This is a genomic window from Streptomyces sp. NPDC127190 (genome assembly GCF_042672505.1).
Lineage (GTDB): Bacteria > Actinomycetota > Actinomycetes > Streptomycetales > Streptomycetaceae > Streptomyces.
Genome location: NZ_JBHXVE010000001.1, coordinates 561,830 through 580,362 on the forward strand (window position 1 = coordinate 561,830; position 18,533 = coordinate 580,362).

The 18,533-nt window shown below is 72.2% G+C and carries 18 protein-coding genes, 1 tRNA gene and 1 pseudogene; 6 read left to right on the top strand and 14 right to left on the bottom strand.

From position 1 onward, the window contains the following. Positions 1–7 precede the first annotated feature (7 nt). From ACFVIU_RS02450 to ACFVIU_RS02495, 10 genes are all read right to left on the bottom strand, one after another. Positions 8–1,381, bottom strand: coding sequence for a cytochrome P450 (locus ACFVIU_RS02450; protein WP_385840076.1), 1,374 nt, complete (start codon positions 1,379–1,381; stop codon positions 8–10). After that, positions 1,378–2,463: an epi-isozizaene synthase gene (cyc1, locus tag ACFVIU_RS02455; protein ID WP_385840077.1), complete on the bottom strand. Its 1,086-nt coding sequence runs from the start codon at positions 2,461–2,463 to the stop codon at positions 1,378–1,380. Before cyc1 ends, ACFVIU_RS02450 begins: the two co-directional genes overlap by 4 nt. Before the next feature lie 293 nt (positions 2,464–2,756). Continuing rightward, complete coding sequence (gene def / locus ACFVIU_RS02460; RefSeq protein ID WP_385840078.1) at positions 2,757–3,407, bottom strand: peptide deformylase; 651 nt, start codon at positions 3,405–3,407, stop codon at positions 2,757–2,759. Between the two features lie 73 nt (positions 3,408–3,480). Further along, positions 3,481–4,461: a tetratricopeptide repeat protein gene (locus ACFVIU_RS02465; RefSeq protein WP_385840080.1), complete on the bottom strand. Its 981-nt coding sequence runs from the start codon at positions 4,459–4,461 to the stop codon at positions 3,481–3,483. A 99-nt stretch (positions 4,462–4,560) separates the two neighbouring features. Next, positions 4,561–5,892, bottom strand: a complete 1,332-nt coding sequence (locus ACFVIU_RS02470) for an HD-GYP domain-containing protein (RefSeq protein WP_385840081.1) — start codon at positions 5,890–5,892, stop codon at positions 4,561–4,563. After that, positions 5,889–7,187 carry an HD-GYP domain-containing protein gene (locus tag ACFVIU_RS02475; protein ID WP_385840082.1) on the bottom strand — a complete coding sequence of 433 codons (1,299 nt, stop codon included), beginning with the start codon at positions 7,185–7,187 and terminating at the stop codon, positions 5,889–5,891. Before ACFVIU_RS02475 ends, ACFVIU_RS02470 begins: the two co-directional genes overlap by 4 nt. Positions 7,188–7,309: 122 nt before the next feature. Then, positions 7,310–7,612 (bottom strand): mycothiol system anti-sigma-R factor, encoded by a 303-nt coding sequence (gene rsrA, locus ACFVIU_RS02480; protein WP_385840083.1) that lies wholly within the window; start codon positions 7,610–7,612, stop codon positions 7,310–7,312. Next, a complete protein-coding gene (locus ACFVIU_RS02485; RefSeq protein WP_385840085.1) occupies positions 7,609–8,304 on the bottom strand; it encodes a sigma-70 family RNA polymerase sigma factor in 696 nt (231 codons plus the stop codon). Before ACFVIU_RS02485 ends, rsrA begins: the two co-directional genes overlap by 4 nt. Before the next feature lie 257 nt (positions 8,305–8,561). Then, positions 8,562–9,188: an alpha/beta family hydrolase gene (locus ACFVIU_RS02490; RefSeq protein WP_385840086.1), complete on the bottom strand. Its 627-nt coding sequence runs from the start codon at positions 9,186–9,188 to the stop codon at positions 8,562–8,564. Between the two features lies 1 nt (position 9,189). Then, complete coding sequence (locus tag ACFVIU_RS02495) at positions 9,190–10,005, bottom strand: SOS response-associated peptidase (protein ID WP_385840087.1); 816 nt, start codon at positions 10,003–10,005, stop codon at positions 9,190–9,192. A 49-nt stretch (positions 10,006–10,054) separates the two neighbouring features. Here ACFVIU_RS02495 and ACFVIU_RS02500 point away from each other — a divergent pair, with 49 nt between their 5' ends. The 4 genes from ACFVIU_RS02500 to ACFVIU_RS02515 all read left to right on the top strand — a co-directional run bounded on the left by ACFVIU_RS02500 (position 10,055) and on the right by ACFVIU_RS02515 (position 13,621). After that, the gene (locus ACFVIU_RS02500; RefSeq protein ID WP_385840089.1) at positions 10,055–10,777 is read left to right on the top strand and encodes a M50 family metallopeptidase; all 723 of its coding nucleotides are present in this window, start codon (positions 10,055–10,057) and stop codon (positions 10,775–10,777) included. A gap of 94 nt (positions 10,778–10,871) precedes the next feature. Further along, the gene (gene aroA, locus ACFVIU_RS02505) at positions 10,872–12,188 is read left to right on the top strand and encodes a 3-phosphoshikimate 1-carboxyvinyltransferase (RefSeq protein ID WP_385840090.1); all 1,317 of its coding nucleotides are present in this window, start codon (positions 10,872–10,874) and stop codon (positions 12,186–12,188) included. Between the two features lie 14 nt (positions 12,189–12,202). Next, positions 12,203–13,213, top strand: a complete 1,011-nt coding sequence (gene rsgA / locus ACFVIU_RS02510) for a ribosome small subunit-dependent GTPase A (protein ID WP_385840091.1) — start codon at positions 12,203–12,205, stop codon at positions 13,211–13,213. A gap of 84 nt (positions 13,214–13,297) precedes the next feature. Beyond that, complete coding sequence (locus tag ACFVIU_RS02515; protein WP_385840092.1) at positions 13,298–13,621, top strand: DMT family transporter; 324 nt, start codon at positions 13,298–13,300, stop codon at positions 13,619–13,621. A 149-nt stretch (positions 13,622–13,770) separates the two neighbouring features. Here the strand turns inward: ACFVIU_RS02515 and ACFVIU_RS02520 are convergent, their stop codons facing one another. Continuing rightward, positions 13,771–14,361 (bottom strand): TetR/AcrR family transcriptional regulator, encoded by a 591-nt coding sequence (locus ACFVIU_RS02520; protein ID WP_385840094.1) that lies wholly within the window; start codon positions 14,359–14,361, stop codon positions 13,771–13,773. 151 nt (positions 14,362–14,512) lie between these two features. Here ACFVIU_RS02520 and hisN point away from each other — a divergent pair, with 151 nt between their 5' ends. Continuing rightward, complete coding sequence (gene hisN, locus ACFVIU_RS02525; RefSeq protein WP_385840096.1) at positions 14,513–15,310, top strand: histidinol-phosphatase; 798 nt, start codon at positions 14,513–14,515, stop codon at positions 15,308–15,310. Positions 15,311–15,420: 110 nt separating this feature from the next. On the opposite strand, the gene ACFVIU_RS02530 is transcribed toward hisN, so the two are convergent. Beyond that, positions 15,421–16,875 (bottom strand): catalase, encoded by a 1,455-nt coding sequence (locus ACFVIU_RS02530; RefSeq protein ID WP_385840097.1) that lies wholly within the window; start codon positions 16,873–16,875, stop codon positions 15,421–15,423. Positions 16,876–17,020: 145 nt separating this feature from the next. On the opposite strand from ACFVIU_RS02530, the gene ACFVIU_RS02535 reads away from it, so the two are divergent. Next, the gene (locus tag ACFVIU_RS02535; RefSeq protein ID WP_385840098.1) at positions 17,021–17,437 is read left to right on the top strand and encodes a Fur family transcriptional regulator; all 417 of its coding nucleotides are present in this window, start codon (positions 17,021–17,023) and stop codon (positions 17,435–17,437) included. 245 nt (positions 17,438–17,682) lie between these two features. On the opposite strand, the gene ACFVIU_RS02540 is transcribed toward ACFVIU_RS02535, so the two are convergent. Continuing rightward, positions 17,683–17,756, bottom strand: a tRNA-Met gene (locus tag ACFVIU_RS02540). A gap of 104 nt (positions 17,757–17,860) precedes the next feature. Continuing rightward, positions 17,861–18,466 (bottom strand): annotated as a pseudogene (locus ACFVIU_RS02545) (tetratricopeptide repeat protein); the annotation flags it as partial. Between the last annotated feature and the right edge of the window lie 67 nt (positions 18,467–18,533).

An 18,533-nucleotide genomic window follows, 5' to 3' on the forward strand; every position in this document is an offset into this window, starting at 1 on the left:
CCGCGGCCTACCAGGGGAGGGGCCGCAGGCGCAGGTCGTGCGGGCGCAGGGTGATGCCCACCCGGGTGGTGTCGTTCGACCCGGGTGCCTGCTCGAAGCGGTACTTCGCCGAGACGGCCGCGGTGATCAGGCTCAGCTGGGTCATCGAGAAGTGGTCGCTCGGACACTTGCGGTTGCCCACGCTGAACGGGCTCATCGCGTACTTCGGCACCTCCCCGGCCCGCTCCGGCAGCCAGCGGTCCGGGTCGAAGTCGAGGGTGCGGGCGTAGGAGCGGGGGTCGCGCTGGATGGCGTACGGGCTGTAGACGATGTCCGCCCCGGCCGGAATGCGATAGTCCCCGAGCACGGTGTCGCGCACCGCGCGGCGCGTCAGAATCCATACGGCCGGCCTGAGCCGCATGGCCTCGACGACGACATTGTTGGTGTGGGTGAGTGAGCGGACGTGCTCGAATCCGACCGGTCGGCCACCGGTCACGGATTCGACCTCGGTCCGTACCTTCTCGGCGTGTTCCGGGTGTTCCGCGAGGACCTGGAGCAGCCACATGATCGTGGACGCCACGGTTTCGCTGCCGGGGGTGAGTATCGCGACGACCTGATCGTGGATCTCCTGTTCCCCGATGGGGTCGCCATTGTCGTCCTTCGCCTCCAGCAATGCCGTCAGCAAATCGTCCGGCTTTTGACCAGATGCCCTCCGCTCGGCGACGATCTCGTCCACGAGGAGATGCAAATCGGCCAGCGCCCGGTTGAATTCACGGTTGGCCGGGAACGGCAACCGGTAGAGGGGTCCGAGGGGGATCACCATCCTGCGGTACATACCGCGGAAGACGGTGGCGAGGTCGATGCTCAGCCGCTCGGCGCGCTCGTCCATGTACTCGCCGCGCAGCAGACAGCGGGCGGCGATCCGGACGGCCACCCGGAAGGACTCGGAGGTGCAGTCGATGGTCTCGCCGGGCCGCCAGCGCTCGGTGAGGCCGTGCGCCTCCTCCTCCATGATCGGCCCGTAGCCGGGGATCGCATCCAGCCGGAAGGCGGGCTGGATGGTGCGGCGCTGACGGCGGTGCCGGGGGCCGTTGGCGGTGGCCACGCCCTCCTTGCCGAGCAGCCCCTCCAGGGACTCCCACAGCGGCCCGTCGATCTTGAAGTCGGGGCTGAGGGCGAGGGCGCCGGTGAGCTCCGGCGTGGTGACGGCGTACACCGTCTTGGGGCCCAGCTTGAGGCGTACGACGTCGCCGTGGCCGCGCAGCGCGGACATGAAGGCGAGCGGGTCGCGGACCAGTTTCAGCCCGTGTCCGAGGCCCGGTACGGCGCCTTGGGCCAGGGGCGGTTCGCGCAGCTCGCGGGCCTCGGGGGCCACGGGCCGCGGGGAAGACTCGACGGTCATTTCTCACCTGCCGCTTCGTTGCTGACGTACGGGGGTGTGGCGCGGTCGTCCCAGCTGTCGACCATGTACCGGCCGGACTCGTGGTGGAACCAGTAGACGGTGCTGAACCAGTTCCGCATATAGCCGAGGCAACGGTGGACCGCGGCGCTCAGTTCCTTTCCGCGGGTGGTGCCGTCGGCGAGACCGTCGGCGAATCGCAGGGCGTCCTGTTCGACGTCCAGGAATTCCTGGACGCAGTCCTCGACGCGCCGCCTGATTTCGTCGATCGATTCCTCGAGACTCAGCCCCTCATGGGTGATGAGGCAGATTCCGAGGTTGTGGACCTCGTCGCCCGCTATTTCCTTGGGCAGTGAGCACAGGTCGTTGTACCAGGCGGCGAATTCCTGGCTCAGCAGTGCGGCCCGGCGATAGGCGGGGTGGTGCCTTATCGCGTCCGGAAGTTCGCACCCGGCGCTCGGTTCGAGCAGATCGGTCCATATCCAGTGCGCGAAGGTGTGCCGGCGCAGGGCGAGGTATTCCTCGACACCGGGTATGTGTCCTTGGGTGCGGTTGCGGAACTCGCGGTCGTAGGCCTCGATGACCGCGTGGAAGTGCCGGGCGAACCGCTGGTTCCAGGTGCGCGACAGGAAGCCGTACAGCCGGAGCACACTGTCGGCGAACCCCGAGACCAGCGGGTCCGGATGGTGCAGGTGGTGCCTGGGGGCGTCGAGGGCCGCGTGCAACCGGTGCCTCAGGCGCCGCCAGTCGCCGGCCCGGCCGTGGACGACGTCCCGGTCGTGGCGGTCGTCCCAGACGAAGAACCATGCGCTGTAGTCGGCTATGGCCTGCAGGACCTCGTCGCGGGCGCCGGTGTAGTAGCCGGCCATGAGGTCCGTGTAGCACAGTCCGTCGGCATATTCCTGCACCTTGTCCGCCGGCATGAGCCGCTTTTCGAGCAGCCACAGCCGGGTGTTCTCCTGGAGTCGGGGCCAATACGGGTGCAGTTGCCGAGGAAACGCGGATTCGATCACCGGGAGTGCCAGTGAGGGCGGTACCACGACCGCCGTCGGTGCCGCTGTGGTGCTGTGTGGGAAAGCTTGCACGAACAAACCCCTCTCAGCCGCCAGGAGCACACGCCCCTCCGGTTGTGCCGGGCGTGCGCCGTTGCGTATCCCCGCACTCTCCATTCAGCACCACAACTGACCGCCCTGGGAACGGATTTGCTTCACTCACTACTCCAACATGCCGAGAAACCCCCCTTGCGTGACTGGTTGACTGTCACTAGACGCACCGAACGGATCGGTTGTACGACGCACGGACGAGCGATCCGGAACGCGCGAAGGGCGCCCGCCCAGGGTGTGATCCCCGGTCGGACGCCCCGACTCCGGCGCGGCCGCTAGTCGTTGGCGACCACGGGGTAGCGTGGCTCGTTCTCGGCCATCTGCCGCAGCGCGTCCTTGCGGTCCCGCTTGGACAGCCGGTCGATGTACAGGTAGCCGTAGAGGTGGTCCGTCTCGTGCTGCAAACACCGTGCGAAGTAGCCGGTGCCGCGGACCTTGACCGGGTTGCCCCGCTCGTCCTGGCCGGTCACCTCGGCATAGTCGGGGCGCGCGAGCGGCGCGTAGGCGCCCGGCACGGACAGGCAGCCCTCGTTGCTGTCGTCCAGGACCCGCTTCCCGGCGGGGAGGTCCACCAGCTTCGGGTTGCACACCACGCCGACGTGCCGCTTGCCCTCGTCGTCCTGGCAGTCGTAGACGAAGACCTTCAGGTCCACGCCGATCTGGTTGGCGGCCAAGCCCACGCCCTCGGCGGTGCGCTGGCTGGCGAACATGTCGGCGACCAGCTGCTGGAGCTCCTCGCCGAACTCGGTGACGTCCTTGCACTCCTTGTGCAGGACCGGGTTGCCGACGACCGTGACGGGCCGCGAGGTCCCGCGCTCCCGCCAGGCCGTCTCGCGCTCCTCGCAGTCCTCCGTGTCGACGACATAGCCCTCGTCGTCGACGGGGAGCACGCCCGCGTGCTGCTGATCGGTGTCCTGCTGAGCCATGACCGACGTACGCCTTCCTGCAAGCCTGGAAAATTCTGCGACTACAGCCTAAAGGGGGCCGGTCGCCGTCGGCTCAGCAAACCTCTTCGAGATCCCGCCAGTCCCTGGAGTCCGGGCTGTCCGCGACCCACCCGTCCAGCAGGCCCCGGACCAGCGAGGCCGGCGCGGCCACCCCGCACTCCCGCTCCGGCACCCACAGCTGCCCGTCCGTCCGGTGCCCCAGCGGCCCCGGATGCCCCGGCTCGCTGTGGTCGTGCGGGTCGAGATGGATCCCCTCCCCCTCGTCGGAGGGCATCCGGGACTCGGAACACATCCGGCACAGCAGCCGCACCGAGGAGGACCAGTCCTCCGCGGCGAACCCGGCGTCGGCCGCCAGCTGCTCCAGCGCGTCCCGGTCCGCCTCCGTCGCCGCCTCCAGCAGCACCACCCAGGTGGGGACGGGCGACGGCGCCCACAGCTCGATCTCGTCGAAGACCGGGTAGGCGTGCCCGGCCGACGTGGTGCGCTCGCCGTGCGGCACGCCGTCGTGCAGCACCACCTCGCCCCAGCGCCGCCCGGAGGAGGGCAGCGGGATGGAGAGGACCTCCATCCGGGCCGGGTCCAGCCTGCGGCCCCACACCACCTCGGCCTCGCCCTCCGGGGAGAGCCGTACGGCCGCGCTGCCGAGCGCCATGCCGAGCGGCTCGCCGGAGGCGGTGGCCCCGCCGGGCACCTTCAGGCCGTACGCCTGCCAGGCGCGGCGGGCCAGCGGCCAGTCCTGGAGCGCGGTCGCGGCGATGCCGACGTTCCACCAGTCGGGCGCCCCGCTCTCCCGCTCGAGCAGGGCGACGGCGCGCAGCCCGGCGGCGCGGGCCTGCTCCCAGTCGTGCCGGAACTTGTGCAGCAGGGCGAGGTTGAACCAGGACTCCGACAGCCAGGGTTCCAGGTCGGCAGCGCGTGTCAGCAGCTCGCCCGCGTCCTCGTACCGGCCGTCGCCGATGAGTGTGAACGCGCGGTCCGTGGCCTGCCGCCAGGAGGCGGAGGGCCGGTGCCGTCCCTTTCCGAAGATCCTCACGATTCCCGCCTGCCAGTTCCAGATCACACAGTGGGCTGGCTTCTGCCCCCGGACACCCTCTCCCTCGCATCCAACCACGTACGGTGGGAAAGGCGCTCATTACCCATGGGTTACCCAGCCGGGGGCCGGGTCAGACAGTGCCGTACGTCTCCCCGCGGCCCCCTCCGGGCCGCTTCCCGAGCGGCCGCGCGGCTGGGCCAGCACCCGGGCGAGCGACTCCACGACCTCGGGCGCGTACTGCCCGGCGGTGCCGAGCCGCAGCTCCTCCAGCGCCCGCAGCGGCCCCTGCGGACCGGCGTCCCGGGTCTTCTCCTCGTAGGCGTTCACGGCCCGCACGATCCGGGCGGCGAGCGGCTGCTCGGCGCAGGGGTCGGCCTGCCGCTCCACCACGACGGCGACGGCCGGGTCCACCCCGGTCTGCCGTACGACGGCCCCGCCGAGCAGGGCGATCCGCCGCTGCTCGGCCACGGGCAGCCCGGCGGTGGCCCCGGCCGGGACCGGGTCGACCAGGCTGAGCTGGCCGATGTCGTGCATCAGGGCCGCGTACTCCAGCACGGTCAGTTCCGGCCCGGTCAGCCCCAGGTCCCGCCCCACGGCGAGGCTCAGCGCGGCCACCCGGCGGGCGTGCCCGGCCGGGGTGTATCCGGCGACCTCGGTGGCCCGGGCCAGCGAGGCGATGGTCTGCCGGTAGGTGGCACGGACGGCCACGTACCGGCGCAGGGACAGCTGGGTGAGCAGCAGGGGCAGGCAGAACACCGGCAGCGCCCACAGGCCGACGACGGCGACCGCGAGCGCGATGACGGCGCCGGTCGCGCACACGGCGGAGCCGATGCCGAGCAGCCCGCGCAGTTCCTCGCGCAACAGCGGGGCGAACGGCCAGCCGGTGCGGCAGTGGGCGAGGGCGGCGGCGAGCACGGCGGCGCACAGCGCGGTCAGGCCGAGCACGGCGATCAGGAGCAGCGCGTAGGCGGGGCCGCTCCAGGAGGTGAACACCCCCCGGTTGGAGAGGGGTTGGAAGCAGACGGCGGCGAAGCCGACGGTGAGGATCCGGCGGGCCAGATGGTCCGGGGCGTCGCCGCGGCCGCGCCACACGTGCGGGACGGCACCGATCAGGGCGGCGGCGAGCACGACGCTGACGACCTGGGCGGGGCCGTGATGGGTGGGGTGTCCGGCGTCGGCGCCGAGCAGGGCGTACGACAGCGAGCCGGCGGTGCCGAGCGGTGCGGCCTGGCGCGCCTCGACGCCGCTGGCGGGGGTCCCGCCCGCGCGGACGTAGGGGAGCGCCTGCGGGAGGGCCAGCTCACCGACGGCTATGAGCACGCCGAAGGTGAGCGCGACGCCGGGCTCCGCCAGGCCGCCCCACAGGGTGACGGCGAGGGCGCCGCCCGCGGCGAGGGCGGCGGCGCCGTGCACGAGCCGCAGCGCGGTCACCGGGAGGCCCCGGTGACGGGCCCGCCGCCCGGGCCCGGGTACGCCGGTTCGTCGGCGGTGACGGCGGGGTGCCAGCCGTGGCAGTCGAGCGCCCGGACGAGCGCGCGGACCATGCGCGGGTCGAACTGGCTGCCCGCGCAGCGCTCCAGTTCGGCGAGGGCCGCCTCCACCGGGCGGGCCCTGCTGTAGGTGCGGGTGGAGGTCATGGCGTCGAAGGCGTCGGCGACGGCGACGACCCGGGCACACTCGGGGATCTGGCCGCCGGCCAGGCCGTAGGGGTAGCCGCTGCCGTCGAGGCGCTCGTGGTGGTGCAGGATCGCGGCGCGGGCCTCGCCGAGGAAGGAGATCCCGCGGACCATCTCATGGCCGTACTCGGGATGCAGTTCGATGACCCGTCGCTCCTCGGGGGTGAGCGGGCCGTCCTTGCGCAGCAGCCGGGTGGGCACCCCGAGCTTGCCGACGTCGTGCAGGATGCCGGCGAAGCGCAGCACCTCGACGCGGTCGTCGTCCATGCCGAGTTCGCGGGCGATCAGCACGGAGGCGCGGCCGACGCGTTCGCTGTGGCCGCGGGTGTAACCGTCCTTGATGTCGACGGCCTGCACCAGGGCGCGGATGGTGGCCTGGTGGGCGGCGCGTTCGCGGTGGTACTGGGCGAACACCCACCAGGAGACGCACATCGGCAGCAGCACCAGGAGCGCGGCGACCGGGCCGTACCGGCTGCGCCACAGCACGGCCATCATCAGCCCGGCGAGTCCGTGCACCGCGACGGGGGCGAGCGAGCGGGAGAGCAGTCCGCGCCAGGCCCGGCGCGGCGGCACCGGCCCGGCCGCGGCGCGCAGTGCGCCGTCGAGGACGGTGAGCACCAGGCAGAAGGCGAGCACGGCGGCGCCCGCGGGCAGCAGCACATAGGGGAAGTCGGGGGTGACCACAGCATGCCGGCCGCCGAGGGACCAGTGCACCCGGGCCGCGGCCCACACGGCGAGCGCGGACCGTGCGGCCCGCCAGCCGCGCCGGGCCCACGCGGGCCGGTGGCCGCCCGGGGCGAGCAGCGCGGCGGGCAGCGGGACGAGCGCGGCGGCCGGCGGGGGCAGCAGGAACGCCCCCGCGAGCAGCACGGGATAGAAGGTCGTGTCGAAGCGGCGGTGTACGGCGTGCTCACAGCCGGCGTAGAGCGCGGCGAGCAGACCGAGCGCCCACCAGGGGGCGCGGGTCGCCGGCAGCGGCAGCACGCAGAGCGCGGCGAGCAGGACGGCGCAGGCCACACAGGCGCGTGCCCTCGCCGGTACCGCCTCCATCACGCCCCTCCCCGACCGTGCCTTCCCGGCTGGGAGCCTAGGGCGGAATGCGGTGGTGCGGGGCTTATGACCTGAGGATTAGCACGTTCGGGTGATGCGGGCCGGTGGTCCGGCGGGGCGGCTCAGCCCTCTGCGGCCGGGGCGGTGACGTCGTGGTCGGGCACGGGCCGCCCGGCGCGCAGCAGTTCGAGCCGGCCCATGACCTTGGCGCGCAGGTCGGCGGGCACGTCGTCATGGCCGCAGCACCGCTTCACGAGCTTCTTCACGGCCTGTTCCAGGCCGTACTTCTCCAGGCACGGCGAGCATTCCTCGATGTGGTGCCGGAACTTGTCGCGATCGACTTCCGGCATCTCACTGTCGAGGAACTCGTACAGATGGTCGAGGACCTCACTGCAGTCCGTCTCGTGCGGATCTCCGCAGCTCATGAGCCCGAACCTTTCGCTTCGTTCGACTCCCCGGCGCCCGCCGGCACCAGCCCGCGCTCACGGGCGTAATCCTCCAGCATGCCGCGCAGCTGCCGGCGGCCCCGGTGCAGCCGGGACATCACCGTACCGATGGGTGTCCCCATGATGTCCGCGATCTCCTTGTACGCAAAGCCCTCTACGTCCGCGAGATAGACGGCGATGCGGAACTCCTCGGGGATCGCCTGGAGCGCTTCCTTCACGTCCGAGTCGGGCAGGTGGTCGAGCGCCTGCGACTCGGCGGAGCGCAGACCCGTCGACATGTGCGACTCGGCGCGGGCGAGCTGCCAGTCCTCGATCTCCTCCGCGGCGGAGCGCTGCGGCTCACGCTGCTTCTTGCGGTAGGAGTTGATGAAGGTGTTGGTGAGGATGCGGTACAGCCACGCCTTGAGGTTGGTGCCCTCACGGAACTGGTGGAAGGACGCGTACGCCTTGGCGTACGTCTCCTGCACCAGGTCCTCGGCATCGGCCGGGTTGCGCGTCATGCGCAGCGCCGCCGAGTACATCTGGTCGAGGAATTCGAGCGCGTCCCGCTCGAAGCGCGCACTGCGCTCCGCGGACGTCTCGGCGGACGCCCCCGCGCTCATGCCCTGGCCCTCGGGCAGCTCCGCCTGGCCGTTGTCGGTCCCTGCGTCGGTCCCAGTGACCGGACCCACCTCCTCAAGATCCCGGGCAGGACCGAAACCGGTCCCACTCGATTCGGAGGATAGAACACGACCCGTGCCCGCCGCCGCTCGAATTGGCGCGGTCTTCGCCGCGTGCAGCACCGTCCAGTCCAGGTCAGTGCGGCTGCTGCGGCTCGGGCAGATGGTCGAACCCATGCGGCGGACTTCCTCTCAGACGACGTTCGGTGCCGAGGCCTCAGCACGTCTGTCCGCCACAACAGCGGGCCGCCCCGCGGCATTCCCGGCCGTCACCCGAGTGACGCGACCCACGCGGCGACACCGTCGGTGATGACCGCGAGGGCCTCCTCCTGGGTGATCTCCGCCCGTTTGGGGACGGCGAAGCCGTGATCGCCGTACGGCACCTCGATCAGCTCGTGGCCGCCCTCCGGGAACTCCTCCGGCTTCCCGAACGGATCGTTCCCGCCCTGGACGACCAGCGTCGGCACCCCGGCGCCCAGCAGCTCCTCGGCGCGGGACTTCTCCGGCTTGCCCGGCGGGTGCAGCGGGAAGCTCAGCGCGAGCACGGCGTGCGCGCCCAGCTCGGTCGCCGTACGGCAGGCGACCCGGGCCCCGGCGCTGCGGCCGCCGGAGATCACCGGCAGCGCCATCCCGGACAGCGCGGGCCACACCCCGCGCCACCCGGCGTCCAGCGTCTTCGGCGCGGGGGCGACCTTCTTCCCGGCGACCCGCCAGGGCTGCTCGACCAGGGCGACGGTCACCCCGTGGCCGGGCAGCACCCGCGCGAGCGCCTGGAGGTCGCGCGCCTCGACGCCGCCGCCGGCGCCATGGCTCACGGCCAGCACCAGCCGGGCCCGCTGCGCCTTGTGCCAGGTGATGCGGGCGGTCCCGGTCTCGGTCTCGACAATCTCGATCACGCTAGAAGAGTGTGCCCTCTTCCGGCGCCTCCAGCTCCTTCAGCAGCTCCGGACCGTTGTTGCGGACGTTGCTGACGGCGGTGGAGACCGGGTAGGCGCGCATCAGGCCGGGCGGGGGCGGGGCGAGCAGCTCGCGCAGGGCGTCGGGGTCGGTGCGGGCGGGGTCGAGCCAGGCGTCCCAGCGGTCCGGGGTGAGCATCAGGGGCATCCGCGGGTGGATGTCGGCGAGGGAGGACGGGCCCTCGGCCGGGGCCACGGCCAGCGGGGTCCGCTCCGCCTCCGTGGTGATCACCGAGCAGGTCACCCACCAGGCCTGCGGATGGTCGTCGGGCAGGGTCCGGTCCCGCCAGAACTCGTACAGCCCGGCCATCGCGAACACCGAGCCGTCGGCGGGCAGCACGAAGTACGGCTGCTTGCGCGGCCGCTTTCGCCTGCCCTCGACCTCCAGCTCGCGCTCCTGGCCGCCGGTGACCCACTCGTAGTAGCCGTCGGCGGGCAGGATGCAGCGGCGGGCGGCGAAGGCGCGCCGGTAGGCGGGCTTCTCGTGCACGGTCTCGGCGCGCGCGTTGATCATCCGGGCGCCGCCCTCGGGCGTCTTGGCCCAGGACGGCACCAGCCCCCACTTCAGCTTGCGCAGCTGGCGAACCGGACGCGGGGAGTCCGCGTCTTTCAGAGGACGGTCGAGAACGGCGTAGACCTCCTTGGTCGGCGCCACGTTGTAGTCCGGCTCCAGAGTCTCCTCAGGCTCCCATTTCTCCACCTCAAAGACTCCTGCGAGATCCTCGGGCCTACGACTCGATGCATACCGTCCGCACATAAGTGCCACACTGCCAGACCTCGTACGACGACAGGGAGCCACTCGGACCATGGACAGCCTCGCCGCCCTCGCGCTGCCCGACCTCTGGGACCGGCTCACCGGAACCCAGCCGGCTCCCGACCAGTGGGTCGTCCTGGCCACGCTGGCGGCGGCGTTCGCCGTGGTGGCCCCGCAGCCGGTGTGGCGGATATCCCGCAACGCGATCACCATCGCGCACGAGGGCGGGCACGGCCTGGTCGCCCTGGTCACCGGCCGGCAGCTCACCGGCATCCGGCTGCACTCCGACACCAGCGGCCTCACGGTCAGCCGGGGCAAGCCGTACGGGCTGGGCATGATCCTCACCGCCGCGGCCGGCTACACCGCGCCCTCGCTCCTGGGACTGGGCGGGGCGGCCCTGCTGGCCGCCGGCCGCATCACCCTGCTGCTGTGGGTGGCCACGGCCCTGCTGCTGGTGATGCTGGTCATGATCCGCAACGCGTACGGCGTGCTGACCATGCTGCTGACCGGCGGCGCCTTCGTGCTGGTGTCGTGGCTCGCGGGGCCCCAGGTGCAGGCCGCGTTCGCGTACGCGGTGGTGTGGTTCCTGCTGCTGGGCGGGGTACGGCCGCCGTTCGAGCTCCAGCTGAAGCGGTCCCGGGGAGGGGCCGGGGACTCGGACGCCGACCAGCTGTCCCGGCTCACCCACGTCCCGGCGGGCCTGTGGCTGTTCCTCTTCCACGCGGTGTCGCTGTCGTCGCTGATCGGCGGCGGGCGGTGGCTGACGGGGTGGTGAGACCGGGGCGGGGCGCCGGAGGGGGCCGGGATCGGCGAAGGGCGCCGGCTGCTGCCGGGGGGTTGCCGCCCCGCCCTCCTTATAAAGTGGCCCCATGGCCCCGAACACCGCCTCCACCGCACTCTGGCCCGCCCCGCACGCGAGCGGAGCCGTCGACGCGACGGTCCACGTGCCGGGGTCCAAGTCGGTCACCAACCGCGCCCTGATCCTCGCCGCCCTGGCCTCCGAGCCCGGCTGGCTGCGCCGCCCGCTGCGCTCCCGCGACACCCTGCTGATGGCCGGTGCCCTGCGCGCGATGGGCATCGAGATCGAGGAGGGCGTCGGCCCGGACGGCACCGGCGAGGCCTGGCGGGTGCTGCCGGCCGGCCTGCGCGGCCCGGCCACGATCGACGTCGGCAACGCGGGCACGGTGATGCGCTTCGTGCCGCCGGTGGCCGCGCTGGCCGACGGCCCGGTCCGGTTCGACGGCGACCCCCGGTCGTACGAGCGCCCCCTGCACGGTGTGATCGACGCGCTGCGCGCGCTCGGCGCCCGGATCGACGACGACGGCCGGGGCGCGCTGCCGCTGACGGTGCACGGCGGCGGGGCCCTGGAGGGCGGCCCGGTGTCGGTCGACGCCTCGTCCTCGTCCCAGTTCGTGTCCGCCCTGCTGCTGTCCGGCCCCCGCTTCAACCAGGGGGTCGAGGTCCGCCACACCGGGGCGACCCTGCCCTCCCTGCCGCACATCCGGATGACGGTGGACATGCTGCGCGCGGTCGGCGCCCAGGTGGACACCCCGGAGTCCGGCGGCGAGCCGAACGTGTGGCGGGTGACGCCGGGCGCGCTGCTCGGCCGGGACCTGACCATCGAGCCGGACCTGTCCAACGCGCAGCCGTTCCTCGCGGCGGCCCTGGTGACGGGCGGCAAGGTGCTGATCCCGGACTGGCCGGCCCGGACCACCCAGCCGGGCGACCGGTTGCGGGAGATCTTCACCGAGATGGGTGGCTCCTGCGAACTCACCGACTACGGGCTGGAGTTCACCGGTTCGGGTGCCATCCACGGCATCGATGTGGACCTGGGCGACGTGGGCGAGCTGACCCCGGGCATCGCCGCGGTCGCCGCCCTCGCCGACTCCCCGTCCACCCTGCGGGGCGTGGCCCATCTGCGGCTGCACGAGACCGACCGGCTGGCCGCGCTCACCAAGGAGATCAACGAACTCGGCGGCGATGTCACCGAGACCGCCGACGGCCTGCACATCCGCCCGCGCCCGCTGCACGGCGGTGTGTTCCACACCTACGAGGACCACCGCATGGCGACGGCCGGCGCGGTGATCGGTCTCGCCGTGGAGGGCGTGCGGATCGAGAACGTGGCGACGACGGCGAAGACCCTGCCGGACTTCCCCGAGCTGTGGACCGGGATGCTCGGGCAGTAGGGACGACGTACGCCATGCGCCGCTACGGCAAGCACACCGACGAGGACGACATCCGCAGCCGCCCCAACCGCAAGGGCAACCGGCCGCGCACCCACATCCGGCCCAAGCACGAGGACGCGGCCGAGGGCATGGTCCTCACCGTCGACCGGGGCCGGCTGACCTGCCTGGTCGAGGACCGGCCGGTGATGGCCATGAAGGCCCGCGAACTGGGCCGCAAGGCCGCGGTCGTCGGTGACCGGGTGGCCCTGGTGGGCGACCTGTCCGGCAAGAAGGACACCCTCGCCCGCATCGTCCGCATCGAACCGCGCGCGTCGGTCCTGCGCCGCACGGCCGACGACGACGACCCGTACGAGCGCGTGGTCGTCGCCAACGCCGACCAACTGGCCATCGTCACGGCCCTCGCCGACCCCGAGCCCCGCCCGCGGCTGATCGACCGCTGCCTGGTCGCCGCCTACGACGGCGGCCTGGAGCCGCTGCTGGTGATGACCAAGTCGGACCTGGCGCCCCCGGACAAGCTGCTGGAGCTGTACGGCGCCCTGGACATCCCCTATGTCGTCACCAGCCGCGAGGAGCTGGAGAACGGCGACGCGGCGGACCGGGTGCGGGAGTACCTGGACGGCAGGATCACCGCGTTCGTCGGCCACTCCGGCGTCGGCAAGACGACTCTGGTCAACGCGCTGGTTCCGGAGGACCGTCGGCGTATGACGGGCCATGTGAACGCGGTGACCGGCCGCGGCCGCCACACCACCACCTCGGCGCTGGCGCTGCCGCTGTCCGCCGCGGAGGGCTGGGTGATCGACACCCCGGGCGTACGGTCCTTCGGCCTGGCGCACGTCGATCCGTCCCGGGTCATCCACGCCTTCCCGGACCTCGAACCCGGCACCGCGGGCTGCCCGCGCGCGTGCAGCCACGACGAGCCGGACTGCGCCCTGGACGCCTGGGTCGAGGAGGGCCACGCGGACCAGGCGCGGCTGTACTCCCTGCGCCGGCTGCTGGCCACGCGCGAAGCCCGGGAAGGCGACTGAGTCCCGCGTTGTTTGACGGGCCGTGAGTCAGGCAAGTGCATAATCGCACCGAGCCGGAGATCCGGACCAACGGGAGGACAGCACATGGCGTGGCTGCTGGTCATCGTCGCCGGGATCCTGGAGACCGGTTTCGCCGTGTGCCTGAAGCTCTCGCACGGCTTCACCCGCCTGTGGCCGACGATCGCCTTCGCGTCCTTCGCCCTCGGCAGCTTCGGTCTGCTCACCCTGTCCCTCAAGAAGCTGGACGTCGGCCCGGCGTACGCGGTCTGGACCGGCATCGGCGCGGCGGGCACCGCGATCTACGGCATGGTCTTCCTCGGCGACCTGGTCTCCACCCTGAAGATCGTCTCCATCACCCTGGTCATCATGGGCGTCATCGGCCTCCAACTCTCGGGCTCCGCCCACTAGTCGAGACATACGGCCGCAGCTGCGGGCAGTCGTGCCGCCAAGGGCGATGGGGGTACCCCCTGCTCGAGCGAAGCCGAGAGCTTGGGGGAGGGTGGGCGCAGCGGCACCTCACAGCGAGCAGCGCCTCGACCCACCCCCACACCGACACCTCATCCAACACCGGTCACACCTACCACCGCCCGCACCAACTCCCCCACACCCCCCTCCCCCACCGGCGCCGCCACACACGACACCGCAACCCGCACAGCCAACTCACACGCCCGCCCAACCCCCTCCGCATCCCCCGCCCCCACCACCCGCTCCCGCACCATCCGCACAAAATCCCCCGGCGAAGGCAACGCCGCATCCGCCCTCCGCTGCTCCGGCACCCCGGAGGCGGACGGCACGGCCGCCAGCCGCGGCCTGGGCAACCGCTCGCTCCAGCAGCCGGTCAGCATGGCCCGTACCAGCACGTCGTCCCGCGCCGCGGCGACCGTCCACTCCCCGACGGCGACCAGCCGCTCCCCCACCCCCGCCCCGGCCCGCTCGCGCAGCACCCGCTCGACCCCGGCGAGATAGCCGTCCGCCGCCCGCCGCACCAGCGCCCGGGCCAGCCCGTCCTTGCTGCCGAACTCGTTGTAGAGCGTCTGCCGGGACACCCCGGCCGCCGCCGCCACGTCGACCATCCGCACCGCGGACCACGGCCGCTGCGCGAGGGCCCGGTAGGCGGCGTCCAGGAGCGACTCCCGAGCTGGCATCATCGCCTCCCCAGCGGGCAACGGCTCTGCGCCCAGGTTTGACGCGCCCGTATGCACTGTCAAGGCCTCCCGTCACCACCCGCCCGACGGGCCGGCGCGGGGACACGCGGCCCCCGGTGGCCCGGTACGGACGACCACCGATACCGTTCCTTGCATGCCGGACTACCTCGACGACCTGCGCCTCGCCCACGTTCTCGCGGACGCGGCCGACGCCGCCACCATGGACCGCTTCAAGGCCCTCGACCTGAAGGTGGAGACGAAGCCGGACATGACCCCGGTGAGCGAAGCGGACAAGGCGGCGGAAGAACTGATCCGCGGCCAGCTCCAGCGCGCCCGCCCGAGGGACGCGGTCCTGGGCGAGGAGTACGGCATCGAGGGCTCCGGCCCCCGCCGCTGGGTGATCGACCCGATCGACGGCACCAAGAACTACGTCCGCGGTGTTCCGGTCTGGGCCACCCTCATCGCGCTCATGGAGGCGGGCGAGGGCGGCTACCACCCCGTCGTCGGCCTCGTCTCCGCCCCCGCCCTCGGCCGCCGCTGGTGGGCCGCGAAGGGCCACGGCGCCTTCACCGGCCGCAACCTGACCTCCGCGACCCGCATCCACGTCTCCCGCGTCGGCACGCTCGCCGACGCGTCCTTCGCGTACTCCTCGCTCTCCGGCTGGGAGGAGCAGGGCCGGCTGGACGGCTTCCTGGACCTGACCCGCCAGGTGTGGCGCACGCGCGCGTACGGCGACTTCTGGCCGTACATGATGGTCGCGGAGGGCTCGGTGGACATCTGCGCGGAGCCGGAGCTGTCGCTGTGGGACATGGCCGCCAACGCGATCATCGTCACCGAGGCGGGCGGCACCTTCACCGGCCTCGACGGCCGCCCCGGTCCGCACAGCGGCAACGCGGCCGCGTCCAACGGCCTGCTCCACGACGAGCTGCTGGGCCACCTCGGCCGGCGCTGACCCCCCGCGCGGAGAAATCGTACGAACGAAACGGGCCGGACCCCGAGCACCAGGGATCCGGCCCGCCTGGGGGCAACCCCAGGTCTGCACGGCACGCGCGTGCCGGCGGCTCAGCCGCGCAGCGCCCGCACCGCCGTCTCCAGCCGCTTGCCGAAGTCGGCGTCGGCGTTCGCGAAGTTGCCGATCGCCCGCTCCACGATGTCCTCGCGCGAGACCTGGGAGATGGCGCCCGCGAGGTTCGCGACGAGCCGCTCCTTCTCCTCCTCCGACATCAGCCGGTAGAGGTTGCCCGCCTGCACGAAGTCGTCGTCCTCGGCGTGCCCCGGGGTCGGGTGGGAGCCGGTGCCCGCGGTGAAGCCGTCGAACGGCTGCCACAGGGCTCGACCGGTCTGCTGCGGCCCGCCGAAGCTGTTCGGCTCGTAGTTCTTCGCCCCGCCGTGCCGGCCGTCGTAGAGGAAGCCGTCCCGGGAGTTGGTGCGCGCCTCGGTGGCGTGCGGGCGGTTCACCGGCAGGTGGTCGGCGTTGATGCCGACGCGGTAGCGGTGCGCGTCGCCGTAGGCGAAGAGCCGGCCCTGGAGCATCTTGTCGGGCGAGGGGCCGATGCCCGGCACGAAGTGCGCCGGCGAGAAGACCGACTGCTCGACCTCGGCGAAGACGTTCCGCGGGTTGCGGTTCAGCTCCAGCCGGCCGATCTCGACGACCGGGTAGTCCGCGTGCGGCCACACCTTGGTCAGGTCGAACGGGTTGAAGCGGTACGTCGCCGCGTCGGCCGCCGGCATGATCTGCACGCCCACGGTCCAGGACGGGAACTCGCCGCGCTCGATGGCCTCCCGCAGATCGCGCTGGTGCGAGTCGGGGTCCTTGCCCGCGAGGATCTCGGCCTCCTCGGCGGTGAGGTTCTTGATCCCCTGGTCGGTCTTGAAGTGGTACTTGACCCAGAAGACCTCCCCCGCCTCGTTGCTCCACTGGAAGGTGTGCGAGCCGAAGCCGTCCATGTGACGGTACGACGCCGGGATGCCGCGGTCGCCGAACAGCCAGGTGACCTGGTGGGTGCTCTCCGGGCTCAGGCTCCAGAAGTCCCAGACGTTGTCCGGCTCCGTGCTGCCCGTGTACGGGTCCCGCTTCTGGGTGTGGATGAAGTCGGGGAACTTGATCGCGTCCCGGATGAAGAAGACCGGGGTGTTGTTGCCGACGAGGTCGTAGTTGCCCTCTTCGGTGTAGAACTTCACGGCGAAGCCGCGCGGGTCGCGGACGGCGTCCGCCGCGCCGAGGTTGCCGGCCACGGTCGAGAAGCGCAGGAAGACCTCGGTCTCCTTGCCGACCTCGGAGAGGAAGGCGGCCCGGGTGTACGGCGTGACGTCGGCGGTCACGGTGAAGGTGCCGTAGGCGCCCGCGCCCCGGGCGTGCACCACCCGCTCCGGGATGCGCTCGCGGTTGAAGTGCGCCAGCTTCTCCAGCAGGAGCTGGTCCTGGACCAGGACCGGTCCGCCGACGCCCGCCGTCTCGCTGTTCTGGTTGTCGGCTACCGGAGCACCGGCCTCCGTGGTGAGCGGTCCCTGCGTCACGTGCGCCTCCTGCGTCATTGCTGACTAGTCCTGTCCCATGGCCAAAGCCGTTCTCGATCCTACATTGGACAAGGTCTAAGTCAAACAGTCTTCTAATCACATACCTATTCCCGACCTGGTCCCCCTTCCTGTTAGGCTGGTGGCCATGAGCGACCTTCTGGAACGGCTGCGTGGACGCGGATGGCGGATGACCGCGCAGCGGCGCGTGGTGGCCGAGGTCCTGAACGGCGAGCACGTTCATCTGACGGCCGACGAGGTCCATGCGCGCGCTGTCGCGAAGCTGCCCGAGATCTCCCGGGCGACCGTCTACAACACCCTGGGCGAGCTGGTCTCCCTCGGCGAGGTGCTGGAAGTCTCGACGGACAAGCGCGCCAAGCGGTACGACCCCAACGCTCACCGCCCGCACCACCACCTGGTGTGCGCCCGGTGCGGCGCGATCCGCGACGTCCACCCGACGGGCAACCCGCTCGCCGACCTCCCCGACTCCGAGCGCTTCGGCTTCACGGTGTCGGACGTCGAGGTCACCTACCGGGGCCTGTGCCCGAACTGCGCGACGGCGTAACCACCGCTTCCCTGGAGCCCCGGCGACCACCGGGGCTCTTCGCATGTCCAGACGCACGAACACCGAGGACGCGCATACAAAAGCCGAGGGCCGGAATCCATTTCTGGATTCCCGCCCGCGGGCGTGAGTTGAGGGGGCAGGTGTTGTAACGGGGGCCGCTGGGGTATTTTCCCCGCGAGGGACCGGGCTGCTCCACCCCGCGGGCCGATTCATAGTAGTGTGGCAGCCGCCGCCGGCCCCTTCAGTAGCGGGGACAGGATTTGAACCTGCGACCTCTGGGTTATGAGCCCAGCGAGCTACCGAGCTGCTCCACCCCGCGTCGGTGAACACGACACTACGGGAGAGCGGCGCCAAGAAGCAAATCGGTTGGCTCACCGCCGTGAGCAGCGCCTTCGCCCGCCCCCGCCGAGGCCCGGCGCGGCCTCACGCCGACAGCTCCTCACGCAGCGCGTCCCGCAGCCGGCCCGCCCGCTCCGCCACCTCCGCCGGTCCCAGCTCCACCGCCCGGTCGGCCCACCGCTGCCCCTCCGCCAGCTCGCCGCGACGCGCGTAGACCAGAGCCAGCCGAAGCGCCGCCCGGCCATGCCCGGCATCGGCGGCCCGGGTCCACCACACCGCCGCCTCGGGCTCGCTGCCCTCCCGGGCCAGCAGCAGCCCGAGGTTGAAGGCGCCGTTGCGCGAGCCGGCCTCCGCCGCCGCCCGGTACCACCGCGCCGCCTCGACCACATCGCCCCGGGCCGCCGCGAGCATGCCGACCCGCACCTGGGCCCGCCGGTGGCCCTGGGTCGCGGCCCGCTCGTACCACTCCTCGCACTCGGTCTTCTCGTGCACGACCTCGCCCAGCTCGTGCGCGGGCTCCGGCGGCCGGCGCGCGTCGAGCAGGGTGGCCAGCCGGTACGCCCCCTCCGCGCTGCCCCCGCCCGCCGCGCACCGCAGGTGCCGTTCGGCCTCCTGCTCCTCGCCCTCGCGCAGCCGGGCGATCCCGACCTGGAGCGCGGCCTCGGCGTGGCCCGCCGAGGCCCCCCGCTCGGACCAACGCAGCGCCGAAACGACCACGCCGCGCCCGGCGGTCACTTAGACGAGGGGGAACCCGGCG